This is a genomic window from Bradyrhizobium sp. 87 (assembly GCF_023073015.1).
Lineage (GTDB): Bacteria > Pseudomonadota > Alphaproteobacteria > Rhizobiales > Xanthobacteraceae > Bradyrhizobium > Bradyrhizobium canariense_D.
The window spans coordinates 1-15,381 of record NZ_JADPIQ010000033.1 but is presented as its reverse complement, the minus strand read 5'-3'; the positions used below and the strand labels follow the sequence as shown (position 1 = coordinate 15,381).

Annotated in this window: 10 protein-coding genes and 3 pseudogenes; 6 read left to right on the top strand and 7 right to left on the bottom strand. The window is 57.8% G+C overall.

Annotated elements, in window-relative coordinates; translation table 11 throughout:
* Positions 1-427 precede the first annotated feature (427 nt).
* Positions 428-1,072, bottom strand: a complete 645-nt coding sequence (locus tag IVB50_RS08780; RefSeq protein ID WP_247295552.1) for an FMN-binding negative transcriptional regulator — start codon at positions 1,070-1,072, stop codon at positions 428-430.
* A 1,000-nt stretch (positions 1,073-2,072) separates the two neighbouring features.
* Here IVB50_RS08780 and IVB50_RS08775 point away from each other — a divergent pair.
* The gene (locus tag IVB50_RS08775; protein ID WP_247295550.1) at positions 2,073-3,320 is read left to right on the top strand and encodes a right-handed parallel beta-helix repeat-containing protein; all 1,248 of its coding nucleotides are present in this window, start codon (positions 2,073-2,075) and stop codon (positions 3,318-3,320) included.
* A gap of 404 nt (positions 3,321-3,724) precedes the next feature.
* Complete coding sequence (locus IVB50_RS08770) at positions 3,725-4,654, top strand: TauD/TfdA family dioxygenase (RefSeq protein ID WP_247295548.1); 930 nt, start codon at positions 3,725-3,727, stop codon at positions 4,652-4,654.
* A 782-nt stretch (positions 4,655-5,436) separates the two neighbouring features.
* On the opposite strand, the gene IVB50_RS08765 is transcribed toward IVB50_RS08770, so the two are convergent.
* The 5 genes and pseudogenes from IVB50_RS08765 to IVB50_RS08750 form a co-directional block, all read right to left on the bottom strand.
* On the bottom strand, positions 5,437-6,990 hold the full coding sequence (locus tag IVB50_RS08765; protein WP_247295546.1) for a carbohydrate porin: 1,554 nt from the start codon (positions 6,988-6,990) through the stop codon (positions 5,437-5,439).
* Positions 6,991-8,274: 1,284 nt separating this feature from the next.
* Positions 8,275-8,400, bottom strand: a complete 126-nt coding sequence (locus IVB50_RS42400) for a hypothetical protein (RefSeq protein WP_256374451.1) — start codon at positions 8,398-8,400, stop codon at positions 8,275-8,277.
* Between the two features lie 231 nt (positions 8,401-8,631).
* A complete protein-coding gene (hemN, locus tag IVB50_RS08760; protein ID WP_247295544.1) occupies positions 8,632-9,966 on the bottom strand; it encodes an oxygen-independent coproporphyrinogen III oxidase in 1,335 nt (444 codons plus the stop codon).
* Between the two features lie 1,133 nt (positions 9,967-11,099).
* Entirely contained in the window at positions 11,100-11,426 is a 327-nt protein-coding gene (locus IVB50_RS08755; protein ID WP_247295542.1) for a GcrA family cell cycle regulator, read from the bottom strand.
* Positions 11,427-12,464: 1,038 nt separating this feature from the next.
* A pseudogene (locus tag IVB50_RS08750) lies at positions 12,465-12,895 on the bottom strand (integrase core domain-containing protein); the annotation flags it as partial.
* Positions 12,896-13,435: 540 nt separating this feature from the next.
* Between IVB50_RS08750 and IVB50_RS08745 the strand changes: the two are divergent.
* From IVB50_RS08745 to IVB50_RS08730, 4 genes and pseudogenes are all read left to right on the top strand, one after another.
* Positions 13,436-13,522: pseudogene (locus tag IVB50_RS08745) on the top strand (plasmid stabilization protein); the annotation flags it as partial.
* A 273-nt stretch (positions 13,523-13,795) separates the two neighbouring features.
* Complete coding sequence (locus IVB50_RS08740; protein ID WP_247295554.1) at positions 13,796-14,149, top strand: Fic family protein; 354 nt, start codon at positions 13,796-13,798, stop codon at positions 14,147-14,149.
* Positions 14,100-14,471 (top strand): hypothetical protein, encoded by a 372-nt coding sequence (locus IVB50_RS08735; RefSeq protein ID WP_247295540.1) that lies wholly within the window; start codon positions 14,100-14,102, stop codon positions 14,469-14,471. The genes IVB50_RS08740 and IVB50_RS08735 overlap by 50 nt, the downstream gene beginning before the upstream one ends.
* A 126-nt stretch (positions 14,472-14,597) precedes the next feature.
* Entirely contained in the window at positions 14,598-14,834 is a 237-nt protein-coding gene (locus tag IVB50_RS08730; protein WP_247295538.1) for a hypothetical protein, read from the top strand.
* Positions 14,835-15,199: 365 nt separating this feature from the next.
* Here IVB50_RS08730 and IVB50_RS08725 read toward each other — a convergent pair.
* Positions 15,200-15,381 (bottom strand): annotated as a pseudogene (locus IVB50_RS08725) (hypothetical protein); the annotation flags it as partial.

Genomic DNA, 15,381 nt, shown 5'->3' with positions numbered 1-15,381 from the left:
CGCAAGCGTCGCCTCAACCGACGCGGCCCGCGCCCACGACATTCGAATCATGGTTGCCCATGGATTCAGAAGCCCGCAACAAAAGCAACTGTAATGCTAAACTGGTTTCGAAACCGCTTGCTTTGATAACCGTGGAGCCGGGGCAGCCCACTTGAATCCGATCTCAATGCAGAGCATTCTGTCATGCGCCCCGAAGCGCACGTCGGATTGCAACCGGTGTACCGCTCTTCTTCTCCGGAGTTGGCCTCGGGGCCGCGCGCCGCTGTTGGCGGTTGCAATAGCTGACGCGCAAGCGATGGCGTCCTGTATGGTTTTCTCTGCTCTGTGAAAAGCACCTGCCGCGAGCAGGAACCGTCCGCTGCCGGCGCATCGCTGTGCAGAAGGAGAGCAGTCGAGATATGGAGAAATGCAGGTGGTACCGCGTCGTTCACAATACGTCGTTCGGGTTCGTCATCGCAATGAGGTGAGCCACACGACGGTCTTCGTCACGGTCGCTCTTTGATAACCCCTCGATGACGCCGGCGCGATCCGCCGCGTTGCGGTTCTGGCTCATCTTCCGCGTGCCATCGAACCGTGTAATTTGCAATCGCAGGCCGACAATCCCCTTCAGCTCCGTTTTGATGAAATCGGCAGGGGCGTCAGACACCGCCCAGCGGTCTTTGCCCGAGCGCTCATGCACATCGGTCAGCCGCGTGACCACCCTTCGCAGCCGATCGGCATCATCGAAGAATTCGATCGGCCCGTAGGCATGCACAGCGACATAGTTCCACGTCGGTACGGCCTCGCCTCTCTCGTGCTTGGTCACGTACCAGGAAGGGCTGACATAGGCCTCCGGCCCAGCGAAAATGGCCATCGCCTCGCCAGCCGGTGTCAGCTTCCACTGCGGGTTCGCACGCGCCACGTGGGCGTAAATCGTGCCCATGGAGCCTTCGCGCTCGTCGAGTACTACGGGCAGCATCGTTCCAACAAGCCCTCCGTGAGTAGCGGTGATCAGTGTCGCCGTGCGTGCCTCGCGCATCGTCCGATGAACGTCGGTGATATCGACAACTTGGAAGGAGGGCGGCGTGTACATCGACGAAGCTCCCCGGCAGCCCGACGGAAAGCCGGGCGACTCATGATTCGGACTGGGGTACGCCTCGTGTCGGATCACCGAAACGATCAGTTTTGGTGGGTATTTTCATTCCTCCGCGCGCGCTAGGCCCTTGGGCCAGTAAGCCTATGATGCGTCAAAGGTGCAGGTGCAGATCGGAGGGTGCGTTTGCACGCTGGCCAGCCGTTGCCTTCCACGCGCCGCCTGCAGACGAATTCGGCTCTTCGTGCCAATGACTGCAGCACATGAGCAGCTTCACCTTAGGGCTATGAGTGGGACGCCAGAATTGCGGCTGAGCCCTGCCGCATCAGCTCGCCGCGCCGCAAGTCGCAGGTTGGCGGTGACTGGTTGTGCTAGATCCGCGCCGGCACTGGACGGACATATCACAAGGAAATCTTAGCCATTCCGGCGGCGTGTGAGTGCCGGTCAAGAAGTCGATAAGAGGCGTCCGTCCGTGCGATGTGTCTGGCACGCGACATACGGGCCCAATCTGGCCCATATCGCAGACAGGGGCCTAACATCCGACGTGAAATCCAGGATTACGAGGATCCCAGCCGCGCCGCCTATCTGTTTCCCGCGGGATGCGAATGCACCACGCGTTCTGGTGCTGGGCGAAAATGCCGAAGAGCTCAAGCGCCTCCAGCCGGTCCAGCACGTCAGGAGCGGCGGCCCATCCTCCTAGGCCAGACGTGTTGCACCCTACACCATTCCTCTGACGGGACTCTCGAAGCATCGACCGCTGCTTTCATCGGCCATGATTGGCTCAATGGCTACCCAGATCCATCACAGCTGGTGCGGAGCGTGCGGCTGCACCTGTTGCGTAGCATGGTTCCGATATTCCGATCCTGCCTTATTGAGGACGATCTGATGGCGTTAACGCCGGATGCTGATGGCCTATTCCAGTTCAGCATTTGAGTTCGAGAGTTCAAGTCCTCGTGCGGGTTTTCCGGGTAAAAGAGAGCACATGCCTATGAGGGACACGATGAAGCACATCAAACGGACGTTGCGCGTCCTCGGTGGACTTGCTGTCGTCGTCGGCGTCTCTTCCGTGCTCGGATCGAACTATGTGCGATCGGAAGCCCTCAATGGCTTTGGCTCTGCAGCGACGGGCGGCCTTGGAGGCGAGGTAGTTCAGGTCAGATCAACCAAAGCTCTGAAGTATGAGTTGTGTCGTTCGTACAGCTTCGGGCGCTGCAATGACAATAGTCCGCGCGAGATCCAGGTAGCCGGAACCATAGACTTTACCGGTACGGAAGGGCAAGGCGAGGGGCAGGGTTGCCAATACGGTCGTGCTTGTTCGGCACCGTATAAAAGTGAGTCCCTTCTCCTTATAGATGGCAACGATGCGCATTGCGACGGCAAGGAGAAGACATTGGTCGGCTTCGACAGGGCCGGCAAGCACCCGCTGGAGATTGGCTCAAACAAGACGGTGATCGGCGTTGGCCCGAGCGCGACAATCAAAGGGAAGGGGCTGCGCCTAAATGGGGTCAGCAACGTCGTTATTCGCAACCTGACCATCAGTGATATCAATCAAGGCATGATATTTGCCGGCGATGCTATTGCAATTGCACGAGCCGACCTGGTTTGGATCGATCACAACCGGTTTCATAATATCGGGCGGCAGATGATTGCCGGCGGCCTTGGCCCTACGACGAATATTACGATTTCCTGGAACGACTTCGATGGCAGCGATACCTATTCCTCCTATTGTAACGGGGAGCACTATTGGAATCTCCTTTTTCTTGGTGTCCCGCAGACGATCACCATCGCAAATAACTATTTCCATGAGATCTCAGGGCGGGCGCCGCACATTGACGGTGCCCAGGCTATTATTCATCTCCTCAACAATTACTTCCACAACACGAATGCGCAACAGAGCGGCGGATTCTTCCATGCAGTGGATGCTGGACCATCTGTGCAAGTGCTGATCGAGGGCAACTACTTTGACAACATTGAAACACCTGTAAAGACTGGTAGTGGACATATCTTTGGCTTGTTGGGCAAATCCAGCCGGACCGTGCAGAACGTCTGCCTTACCGTGCTCGGACGTCGGTGCATCGAGAACATCGCGAGCCCAGTGCCGCGGATCAATGGCTTTCGCCTGGATGAAGCCGTAGTTCAATCGTTTGGAGCTCTTCCAAGGTCATCTATTCCTCTTCCATTTCCAGCCGATGCTGTTTCGGCGGTGATCACGGCCAGGGCAGGTCCCGGACACCTTGAGAGCCGGTGATGGTCGTTCGCAGAGGCGGCTCGAGACTGGCCGATTGCCGCAAACTGTTAGGCGGAGGGCGCATACTGGACGAGAACAGCGCGCACAGCTGGCTGCCCGACGTTGCACCAGGACCGTATGGCCTTTCTCTTCGGGTGCCGAGCGGTACATTTCCTATCGACTATGCGCCCCACGCCTTTCGCCCCCACCCGGGTGGGTTGGAAAGAGGGTGGGAGGTGGCATCGAGTTCCTGGCGAACTGTTCGACTCAAACCCGGTCCCGTACCTGACGGACGTTCACAGCTCCGTTTTCCAACTGGCATGGTGCTTGCTCGAGAGTACCCGTAGCGCGAGGCTCGCCTCCGAAAGCTAGTCACACGCGCCCTAGTCCGCTTGAAGAATCCGCAAAGCTTGGAAATATTCGCAATGAAACAAACGGCTTCGACCGAGAGGGTCATTCCACTGACCGACGTCGTCAAGCGCGCAGCGCGCATCGGTGTTGAAATCGGAAATATTAAGCTCTCGGGTGATTTACCGAGCCAAACCATCGCTGAGATCACGGGCTTGCTGCTCGAACACAAGGTGATCTTCTTCCGCGATCAGGGGCATCTTGATGACGCGGAGCAGGAGCGATTTGCTGGTAGATTGGGAAGGCTGGTGCCGCATCCGACACTCGGTACGGTCAATGGAACGGCCTCGATCATCGAGCTTGATTCCGCGCGCGGAGGTAGCCGGGCCGATGTATGGCACGCCGATGGAACCTTTCTCGCGGCGTATCCTAGACTTGCGGTGCTGCGAGCCATTGTGGTCCCATCGTCCGGTGGCGATACGATTTGGTCGAACGCTGTGGCCGCCTATCTGGATCTGCCGCGGCCGCTCCAACGGCTTGCCGACGAACTCTGGACCGTTCACAGCAACGCCTTCGACTACGCTGGGACCTGCCGTGTTCGCGAAATCGACCAGAAGCATTTTGATGAGGTCTTTACCAAAACGATCTATGAGACGGAGCACCCGGTGGTCCGTGTACATCCCGAGACCAGCGAGCGCGCCCTGGTGCTCGGCGATCTGGTGCAAAGGTTTATTGATATCCCAAAACGCGACGGTCAGAAGCTGTTTGATCTATTCCAGTCTCATATCACGGCACCCGAAAACACCGTACGTTGGAGCTGGAAAGAAGGCGATGTCGCGATCTGGGATAACCGCGCAACGCAGCATTATGCGGTCAACGATTACGGTGACCAGCATCGCGTCGTTCATCGTGCCACAATCGATGGTGACGCGCCCGTCAGCGTCGACGGTCGAAGCAGTGTAACGCGCCTCAAGACGACGAAGCACCCGTCCACGAAGGTTGCCTAGCAAGGCTCGGCAAAATTCACCAATCATGCACTGCTCTTATCGCATGTTCGCGCGAATAGATGTTTGAGAAGAGAAGTGAACCCAGCAGAACGCCACGCGCAATTGGATGGGAGGCTAACGCGCCGCAGACTCGGGAGGCGACCTCCTTGCTGGAGTAAGATGCTAAAGCTCGTCTCGACCGACGAAAATGAGTCAGCATTCGAGTGGCGCAAGTCATCCGGCCGCGTCCGGTCGATTTGCCGCCGAAGGGGGGGCACGTGTCCGTCGACCTCGCGCATTGCCATTCGGCCAGCGCCACGACCGTCGGACAGATACAGCGATTACCGTAGTTGGGTAGCTTTGGCATCTGTGTCGCGGTTCCGCTTGCCACACCTCTTCGGCGTGAACTAAGCTCCGAGGGCACGATTTCGGCCTGTCATGGCAGAGTACGAGCTCGGGCGCGATTCTGACGAGCTGCACCAGCAATCATCCGAAAGCAATGTCGCTGCCGCAAGCTCAGCACTCGATTGAACAAATGAGCATGGGAGATCATTCCGCGGCCGGAGGGTATAGCTCTTGCGCAAGTACGACGTCGGCCTATCGCTCGTAGACCGAAGCAGCAAAGGCTCTAACCTACCATTCCCAACAGCATGCTACGTTGGATATCAAGGCTCAATTTACGCGGTACCCGGCTTCGCGTCAGGAGCAAAGCGGATACCAAAATCGCCGTGATGGGTGGCCCATACCGTTGAAAAGGGCGAGTGGGACATCGACTACATGCCGCTCCGCGCAGTCCTCAGAGCCTAGAAGAATACCGACGTAGATACCAAGATATTCAGGGCGTGTCCTGTTTGCGGCGTGTAGGTAATGCTTGTCGGGTGATTGATGTACGTCAGTCCTACGGTAGTATATATCCCGGGCGCCAGATGCGCCGTATACAGTCCCGAAATTGCTGTGCTGTCCCGGTGCGCCAGCTGCTCTTTCGCCAATGCAGCGTCCACCGCGAAATGGCTCCAGATGGTGTTGTTGACAACAAGACTCATCTGATCAGTGGGCCGGCTGTCAAACAGGCCCTTCGCATACAGGCGAAGCTCGTAGTACTGACTAGCCCTATTTAGGTCAGGCGGAGCGTACATCACAGAGAACCCGCCATAGATTCCGCGAGATGCCGAGCCATGGACGGCAGACTGCCAGAATTGCCTATCCGCAGCTACATAGTAGACGCTGTTCGCCTTGGCCGTCGGTTGCGTCGGATGCTGTAGGTCCGTGTAGCTGCTGTTGTTAAAGCCCACGCCAGCCCGCAGCCAAGTCTCGGGTACGCCGGGAGTAGGCTTGTTCTTATAGCAAACTTCATCAAGCAAAAGAATGCCCGCGTCGCGCGTGCTCCAGTTCAAGCCAGTGGGATTTTCGCTTACATGCGCATATTGACCGGCCGGACTAAGCGAGCGCTGGATTGAGAGCTTGTTATATAAGCGATCGTCAAAATTGTATTTCAGATTAAGAGCCGGCGTTGGCGCCCAATTGTTGCTCATGCCTGCTTGGAACAGCATCTTCGACGAGGGTCCAAAAACTTTTTCTCCGGCACCCGCAAACTCATGTTGGTTCCTGAGGTAACCCACTTTGAGTTCGATCTTCCTTTCGAACAATGTTTGATAGTAGGAAACTGCATTGATTCCCAGTCGGTCTGGCCCGGCGCTCTTCCATGTCCAATATTGATGCTCGGCTCCCACGACGATCTGACCGTCGGGAATTCCAAACCGAGCGAGGTCATAGGTCACGATCATAGAGTTGACCGTACTAAATGTCGGATTCTGGCCGACATATTGTTGATTGGCGATGGTGCTTCTGGCCGCATTACCGAGTTGATTGTTGATAAACGTGTTTAGGGTCCAGCCAGCGAATCCAATCCCGAGATCCGAAAGCTCGGATCTGACAGAAGCTGTATCCTGATCTACGGTGTCCGCAGGACCAGGACCAGTGAACGCCGCACCTTTTTCGCGGAGCTTCTCGAATTTTGCGAATGGGTCATTCTGCTTTTGACTTCTGCTCTTGGCGGTGACCTCCGCACTATCGCCCGTTGTGGTAGACCTAGCTGCTTTTGGCAGCGAGTTTCCAGAAAGGCGCGCTGCTCCTTTGGGCCTGCCGCTTCGGAAGGTTACAGCCGGATTCGAGATTGTTTGGCTTCTTGCCTCGGCGAGCTCATCGGGGCTGTGACTTCTAGGGCCAGAGATATCACGAGGTTCTGCCTCCGCCGAACTGCAGGCGAGACTAGCTATCAGGGAAAGGAGAATACGCCCTCTTGGCTTCGCACTTGGTCGAGAGATGAAAGCAACTGCGCCAGCCGAGTATGCCCGCATGGATACTGGCGCTATACCGCAACAATGCATCGTGATTTCCACGTCCGTCGATTTGAATAAGGTGCACGTCCACCTGACGGCCTAGGCCGGTTCGCGATCCTAGCGCTCAAGGCGATGTAGGTGACGCTTGAGGCCAGGCGGCATCTTTATGCCAACGAGACCCGCCCAGCCTTCCGTGCTATCACCACTGCTGGCGCAGCGTGGCCAACCTGGTGGTACCCAGCGCGGCGCAACCCAGCCGCTCGATCGCTAATCGAGTGCAAGCATCTGCTGCACCGTGTCGAGTCGGAGAGTGGCCTGCTCGATGTGACGTTCGCTGGCAAGAGATTGGCGGCCAGCGCACGGAGCCCAGGGAGTCTCGCGACAAATCCGCTGCCACGAGGATGTTCTTCAACAGAGAGCCCCGCCAGTAGCTGAGCTCGCATAAGGACACGCCGGACCCTAGAAACGCCTGCAGCTCGGTCCATGGGATGAAGCACAGGCGGGCAGAAGGGGCTAACATCTTTTGACGCCCGTAAGCTCGCTGAGGCCGGCACGAGGCCTTGATTGGCTCTCATGGGAAGGTGGAGAGCGCGATTGGAGGCGTTTTGATAGCTGCGGGACCAGACAGAACATCCATCAGCTCGATTGGATTTACCGAATCTATATCGCATCGCGACTTCGTCCTTGATGTGGCCCGAGCGAGTTTCACCGGCACTGACTGGCATGTGTCCGTCATCTCCATCAATTGCTAGGTTTGGTAGGTTGACCGGGCGCGGGACGTCGGCCTCGCTGTGCGAATCGTAGGTATCGTGCCGCTCGGCGCGAGACCGTCCCGGCGTCAGGGACGAACTCCGGTATGGCAGCATCGAGTGGTGCTATTCGGGAAGGTCGCTTCGATTTCGGTTGCGCGAGGCTCTTACGGAAACTTGTTTCGATCCCGCGGGATCCGGTTCTAACTGTGGTGCTCGATTATCGTTGGCGCCGTGTCGCGCCGGCGCTGGTCCTTTTGTGCTCTTTGGTCTAGCTCATCGCGTCGCCAGCTGCTGCTCTGGATTGCACGCAGCGGTCCGTAGCGATCCCGGTCGAGCGGCGACCATGCACATCAATAGGATCCGTCGTGCATCACCACGAAGCGCTCCTCTTTGCTGGGAGTTCGTATCCAGCGTAGACCGCAGGCTGATTGCGGTATCCCGAGCTGCCAGCGCTTGAGGAGGTCGAAATATCCTCGTACATCCGGACGAGCTTGATCAGGTTTTCGATACCGAAGTCGCTGAACGCCTAGATCTCATCTTCTCCGGCGCGCTAGACCCAGATGAAGCCGTCCTCGATCGCCATTTTGTTGGCGGCCTCCCGCAGCCAGTCGTCGTCCTGGTCGAGGTCCGCGGCCACACGGGCAATGGTGGTGATGTGATGAACTTTGTCGGTCACGCCGCTTGAGCGGACTGCGTTGCAGTCGGGGGCGTCCAATTCCCGGCAGCAACTCGCCTAGCCGTCTTCGCGGTAGGGCCGGGTCGGCTCTCGTCGCGCAGCTGCGCACGGCGTCGTTTACGAATTTGGCGCTGTACGTGAGTGCACCAGATGAGCGAAAATCGTTACCCGGGCTTCTGGGCCCATAACGGAAGGTGATGCATTCATACGATCAGCGCTCCTTGGCTGGTCTTAGCAGAGCGGCGCGCCAAGATAAGCATCGAATGCGGCGGCCACAGCGCGAGTTAGAAAACGATGCTCCTGCCTCACGCGGATGAATCCCTTTTCCACCTCCACGATCCCATCCTCGGCGAGCATTGCCAAGCGTTCGGATGAACCGAGGAAAGGGACCGGGTCAAATCCATGAGTAATGCAGATTGCCGGCACGTCGACTTCGAAATCGCACATCAGCCGCTCGATGATTGCGGCCCGGACGCGGTCTTCGAGGCTGAGACAGTAGCCCTTTGCCGTCGCCAGACGGCTGGCCTTGATTTGGTCGCTGTAAGAACCCGCTTCAACTTCGTTCTGGACGTAACCGTCGCCAAGGCGGCCGATGGCCGACGGGCCAAAGCCGATGACTTTATGGCGGGTGTCGGCCGAGTAACCCAGTGAGTTCCGCCGCAGGCGACCGGCTTTCTGCGCCAGCGTGAGCTCATCGTCCGGCAAGGCGAAATGGTCGAGTCCGATTTGGCGGTAGCCCGCAGCAATCAGTGTATTGGCCATCGCCGCGGCCTGTTCTGCACGGGCAGGGCTGTCTGGCAGCGTTGCCTCGTCGATCAGGCGCTGATTCTTCTTAAAGGAAGGAACGTGCGCGTAGCCAAATACCGCAAGCCGGTCTGGTCGCATGGCCACCGCCGTAGTCGCGGTCTGAACGCAGGACTGCACCGTCTGATTTGGCAGACCGTAGATGAGGTCGAAGTTGATGCGGATTACTCCATGCTGCCGCAGCATTTCGACAGCGCGCTCTGTTTGTGCCTCACTCTGAACGCGGTTAATGGCCTTTTGAACAATTGGATCGAAGCTCTGGACGCCCAGGCTCGCCCGGTTCACGCCGGCAGCCGCTAACGCTTCGGATGTGGCGAGCGTGAACGTGCGCGGGTCGATCTCAACAGCGATGGCGGCCGTTTTCGAAACCGCAAAGCGGCGGCGCAGAAGTTCCATCAGCGCCCCGAACTGCGCGGGCTCGATGAGGGTCGGCGTTCCACCGCCGAAGTGCACGTCGCTCACAGGCAGCCGTTGCGGCACCTGCGCCCCGACCAACTCGATCTCCTTACGAAGAACCGCCAAATATTCTAGGATGGGTGAATCCCGGCGAGTGATGCTTCGAGCGAAGCCGCAATACCAGCAAATCGATCGACAGAACGGAACGTGGAAATAGAGCGACACGGACTCATTAACCGGCAGGCGCTGCAGCCATTTCTCACAGGCTTCGGCGCCGACCACCGTGGAGAACTGGGCTACAGTTGGATAAATGGTGTACCAAGGAAGGCGAGCATCGCAATACTTTTCCAGGACCGAGGTCTGCAACGATTGTTATCCTATGTTTACGAAGTTTGTGGTCGCAAGCGAAGTCTTTTGCATTCCTTTTTGCCGATAGTATCCGGAATGTCGCTAGACAATTGGAAGCTTGCGTGACGGCCGATCTGCTGACGAAACGCGGTGTGGGATAGCAAGCCGTTCCTCTCGAAGACAGAGAACAACTGCTGCAGGCGAGATACTCGAATCAACACGGCCACGGCGGGGCCCCAGATTCAACTCCGCTTCGCGAATCTCCGACGTTCGCCAACGAGACATCCACCGGGGGTTGACGCTGCTAGAGCTGGAACTGCTCCACGACCTGACTCGTGAGAGGTTCATCGATCAAAATTGATACGTCGCCTCGCAATCTTCAGCAACTGACCAGGTTTGGTAGTTGACTTCTGCCTGGCGTATTCCCCATCCACCGAGGGATCCTGCGCCGGCTCGGGGACATCCCGGTACGTAGTCGACTTCACCAATGCGCGGATCGTCGGTGTCGCGCGGCGCCACGGCTGTTGGCGTGAGTCTGTTCTCGAGTTGGTATGGAAAAAGTAATGACCGGGTAGGCGAGCGAGAAGTGATCGATGCAATTGAACAGCCGTTTCAGACTTGCCACCGGTTTTGCACAGATCGTCAAGGCACCTATGGTGGGTGGTGGTCGTCTTGTGCCTGGGCACTGCAGGGGTCTATTTCTTCGACTGAGGTCGGACAATATCTCGAGAGCTCGGCGGTCCGTGAAGTTGCTCCAAGGCTGAGCTTGTCACCGACGCCGGGGCGGTACCTGTCGGAGGTTCCATCCGGACAGGCTCACGGTCAAGCGGCTTCACCCGAGCTCGTGTATTTCGTCGGGCAGGCGTGTGCAGAAAGTTCCAAACACCGGCGCAAACCAGGACGTCGGGCGCTTCCCCGAAGACGCATAGCCGAAACCGAGGCTCAAGAACCAGAACGCATTCTTCTTCTAATTCAGAGCATCCAGCCTCTTGAGATTGAATGAATTGACCTACGATCGAGCCTCCGCCGCGAACAGTCTACTCGACGCCACTGTTCGTCCCATAGCCACAAAGCGCGCAAACCAACAAGCAAATCGTCCGAATGGACCATCCGGCGCATAGGCCCGGGAGATCGCGGCGCGCCTGATAGCTCTACGCGGTATTCCTGACTGCCTCAGCTAGCATCGCGTAAAGCTGCCGCTTGCTCATTTCCTGAGGCTGGCTATCTAGCGCCTTTTGCGACAGCTTCTTTCCGACGAAGTCGCGACCAGCCGCCATCGCCGTCGGCCCTCGCTTCGGGGCGGGTCTAATCTTGGGTTTTGCTGTTGGTGGCTTGTGACTTCGAGTGAGGCCCAACCGAGCTAGCCTGCCGCAAACTGCGTTGCGACTGCACTCGAGATGACGCGCGATCTGCGCGGCACTCTGTCCCGCGGCCCAGAGGTTTTCCAGCTGTGCCAATTCTCTTCTATTCCAGCGCATGGAGGATACTTTAGTGCCAGTTGTGAACGCCCAGGTTAGTTTACTCTTCGTCCGGCTCGCGCACGATCGCCGGTTTGGTCTCCTGTTCATTCATTCTAAGAAAGCCCGCATCGCGAGTGAAGGAAAACGAGTGTCCTTGGCACACCGCGCTCTCTTCTTAGTCCCTACCGTGATTAGGGTGCCATCTGCTCGCGTAATATAAGTAGTCGAGTGGCAACCGGGCGTGCCGCTGGGTGCCATCGCGGCGAGTGCTTGCGTCCTGATGTTGACTACCACAAAGCGAGTTCGCGCGCCTCCCCAATCTTGATAGGGGAGCTTCGCTCGCCTTTCCACTTTTCTTTATCGACGGGGGCCGAACCAAGTTCCCAAGTAACTTCGGCCGTAAGATAATTTCAGAGAGCTCTCGCGAAGCCGAGCCATGACATCCGTCACCCATTGTTACTGTAGGGCCCAGCTCGTTGTGTTTCGACCGAGCTTCCATGCGAGTGCAAAATAGCGCATGAGCCGATCTTTCAAAATTTCACGCCAATGTCCGCGAGACAATCATGACAGCCTTATCGGCAGAGAACGTTTGCGAGGAGGCTGACATCCCGCTGAGCCGTCTTGATGTAAGCGAGCCCAAGCGTTTTGAAGGTGATACCGTTTGGACTTGTTTCGAGCGGCTGCGAAGGGAAGATCCCGTCCATTATTGCGAAGGCAGCCCGTACGGTCCATATTGGTCGATAACAAAATACCGCGACATCGTAGCCGTGGATTCAAATCACACAATATTCTCGTCAGAGCGAAGCGTCACAATTGTGGACCCGCCGCAGAAGTATTAAACTCCCAGTTTTATTAAGATGAAGTCCTCCTGTCCATGCTCAGCAGCGTAAGACTGTCAGTCCGATCGCGGCATCGGAGAACGTGGCGCAACCTCCGAATGGTCATGCGTCGTGAACAGCACCACCGCGATGCCGACCACAGCACGGTCGCGGATATCGTCGCGACGGTGGACAGAACGCTCATTGCCCTGAGAGCGCCTGACCTTGCCCCCAGGTTTTATCCAATCCTGAGTTCGGCCGTGCCGTTGGATTTGCCCGGTTGGGCGGTGGCAGCGACGGGAGCTGGCGCGGAGCCTTCGGCATAGCGCAGCGCCAGATCCCGGCGCGGGTGGCAGGTCATCGCGAACTCGGACGGGGTTCTCCATCCGAGCTGCGAGTGTGGTCTTGTGTCGTTGTAATCGGCCCGCCAACTTCCAAGTGTGACGCGGGCTTGTGCCAGTGACGTGAACAACGTCTCGTTCAACAGCTCATCCCACAGCCGAAGGCGTTCTGCATGGGTTTGCCCGGCGCGATGTCGTGCCATTCGACACGGCTTTGGTCGGCCCACACCAGGATGGCGTTGCTGGTGAGTTCGCTGCCGTTATCGCTGACCACCATCCTGGGCTTGCCGCGCTCGATCATCAGCCGGTCCAGTTTCCGCGCCACACGCCCGTTAGGCCCCTCCTAGACCAATGGATAAACGCCACTGCAAAAAGGATCCTCCAATTCAAAGTAGACCAGCATTCGGGAGGTTCGTACTCCAACTGGTGGATCCAGTCCGGCCCTGAACCGCCAGGCAGAGCTCTAACATTCGACTAGGCGTCGGGCCGCAATTATGCGAGTCTTGCAGCATTTCGAGGCGTGTCGGAAACGGAGGGACCCGATGTGCGATCGTTAACTGCGTGTCTCTTTCGGCGTGGTTGGAGTTGGGACCGGTAAAGTCCTGGGACACTCAAAGTGACATGTGCCAGTGAAAGTACGCTCCACGACTGGACCGTAGGTGAGCGTGTAGTCGTTTGCGAAGCGGCTGGACCGCGTCTGAGCGGCAAGCAAGGAGTCGTTCTCGGGTTCGGTGCTACGCGCAGCAGGCTTCGCGTGTTGCTCGACGGTTCCAGAGGGCCGATCACGTTGCACATCACCTTCGTGGACCCGGTCGTGCAGCACGATCGCGCTTGAGAATGGTGCTGCCTACGAGGGGAAAATCCGCCGGCGTAGCACAATCGCAGCGCGGAAGCGGAAATGTGCGCCATTCTGGAGGCCGCCGTGCGTCCCGAGGGCCGGCTGCGCCTCCTGACGGGCGCGCCGGCGTTCCGAGCCAGGCCCCCTGGCCAGGGCGTTGCGGCGGGCCCGCGCAATTAAACCTTCTCCTCAAGGAGTCAAGATCGAGCTGCGTCATCGAAGGCGAGAGCCGCCGCAGGATCTTATCCAGCGGTGGGATAAGGTCATCGGCGAAGCAGGATGGACGCCGCTCGATGAGACGGTGTTCTTGCGCCTGCACCGCATTGTCATCGGTGGATGAGCGTTTCGTGAAGCTCGGCTTTCGGCAGGAAGGCGGTTTCATCGGTGAGCATGACCACGAGACGCAGAGACCCATTCCGGACCATATCAGCGCGCCATCACGAAGATATCGCCTCCCTCGTCCACGGATTGATCGCGTTCGACCAGGCCTCGTCAATTAAGCTTGACCCCGTCGTGGCTGCCGCCGTGCTGGCCTTCGGGTTCGTCTACATCCATCCATTCGAGGACGGCAATGGCCTCACCTGGCACGACGGATTCAATCCGCCGGCATCCACTTTCCGGTTTTCAGCCGCCGTCCTAAGACAAAACCGCCGAATACAAGGACGTATTAGAAAGCTTCGAGTAGATTGCTTCCATGCGTCCAATGGACCCTACTCCACAGGGCAACGTCAAGGTCCTGAATGATAGGGCTGACGTTTACCGATTTTTCGATGCAACGCCGCACGCGGAGTTTCTGTACGAATGCGTGCAGAGGACCATCGAACAGGATCTTCCGAAGGAAATCCGGTTCTTGCGGAGCTTCGATGCATTCCGAGCGGGCGTCGAAAATATGATGGACTTGCCGGAGCGCACCCTCAACAATCTCTTATTCTTGCAACAGAATGAAGGGCGACTCTCAAAGCGCGCCCGTGACAACGAATTCTCCCAATTAACGCCAGACGAAGTCGCGAAGATTGAGGAGCTTTATCGAACGGCCTTCTCGAACGACACCGGAACAGCGAGCTAAGCCTGTATCATCTTCATTGGATCATAGCCTGGATGTCGAATCAGAATCCTCGTCGGCGGCCGCCACAGAATATGATCCAAAGGCTCGCCGGGTGCGTGAGTTTTGATCCTAGACGAGACCGACGAGATGGTCGATTCCCTCATCGTATTTTCCGACTACTCGTCGATCGTGCTCCAGAGCGAAAGCGATCAGTTCGAGAAGCTCTGCGCATTGCCGCCCCCTGACGTTCTATCCGATGAGGTGCAGGCTCAGACAGTCGAAGAAATCGACCGCATCAGGCGCATGGCGGCGGATGGTCCGCGCGCCCCGAACAATGAAGACCCAGATCGCCGAAACGGAAGCAAGCATTGTGGCCTTTGCTGAACAAGCGAAGTCTGGGGAGACATTCGCGGAGCGCGTGAAGGACGGATTGGTCGTTCACAGGCCAAAGAGCGTTGATCAATGAGCGTTCCGCTCTGAACCGCGAGCTTCCAAGTCGACAGGTCGGGTATCGTCGATCGATCTGTGGAGCAGGGTTGCTCCCATGAGACCAGCCAAGCTGGCGACCGGCATTGAACAGGCCGATGCCGGATGCGCGGTTGCGGTCATTGAGGTTGCTGAAGCGATGAGGGTGATCGACAGGAAAACGAAATGACCGATGCCCCGTACGCAGGAGCATCGGTAGGACACGGATAGGTCGGCGCCGGAGGCGATACGGGAGCTGGTGTCGGTGCTGGTGCGGGTGGGGCCTATTGGGGTCCACCCGTATACTTGTCAACCGTCGACATGAGCGGCTTCGGGGTCGACAGATTGAACATCAGCCCGAACCGAGCATCGGGACCAGTCTTGTCCGGCTCGTCGATCAGCTCGTAGAGATCAATCCACTCGATGAACGAATACTGAGAGAACCTCGCCAGCATCGCATCCAGGT

Coding starts and splice junctions, on each gene's coding strand:
- IVB50_RS08780 (WP_247295552.1), bottom strand. CDS start 1,072: ATGTACACGCCGCCCTCCTTCCAAGTTGTCGATATCACCGACGTTCAT.
- IVB50_RS08775 (WP_247295550.1), top strand. CDS start 2,073: ATGAAGCACATCAAACGGACGTTGCGCGTCCTCGGTGGACTTGCTGTC.
- IVB50_RS08770 (WP_247295548.1), top strand. CDS start 3,725: ATGAAACAAACGGCTTCGACCGAGAGGGTCATTCCACTGACCGACGTC.
- IVB50_RS08765 (WP_247295546.1), bottom strand. CDS start 6,990: ATGCGGGCATACTCGGCTGGCGCAGTTGCTTTCATCTCTCGACCAAGT.
- IVB50_RS08755 (WP_247295542.1), bottom strand. CDS start 11,426: ATGCGCTGGAATAGAAGAGAATTGGCACAGCTGGAAAACCTCTGGGCC.
- IVB50_RS08740 (WP_247295554.1), top strand. CDS start 13,796: ATGACCACGAGACGCAGAGACCCATTCCGGACCATATCAGCGCGCCAT.
- IVB50_RS08735 (WP_247295540.1), top strand. CDS start 14,100: ATGCGTCCAATGGACCCTACTCCACAGGGCAACGTCAAGGTCCTGAAT.
- IVB50_RS08730 (WP_247295538.1), top strand. CDS start 14,598: ATGGTCGATTCCCTCATCGTATTTTCCGACTACTCGTCGATCGTGCTC.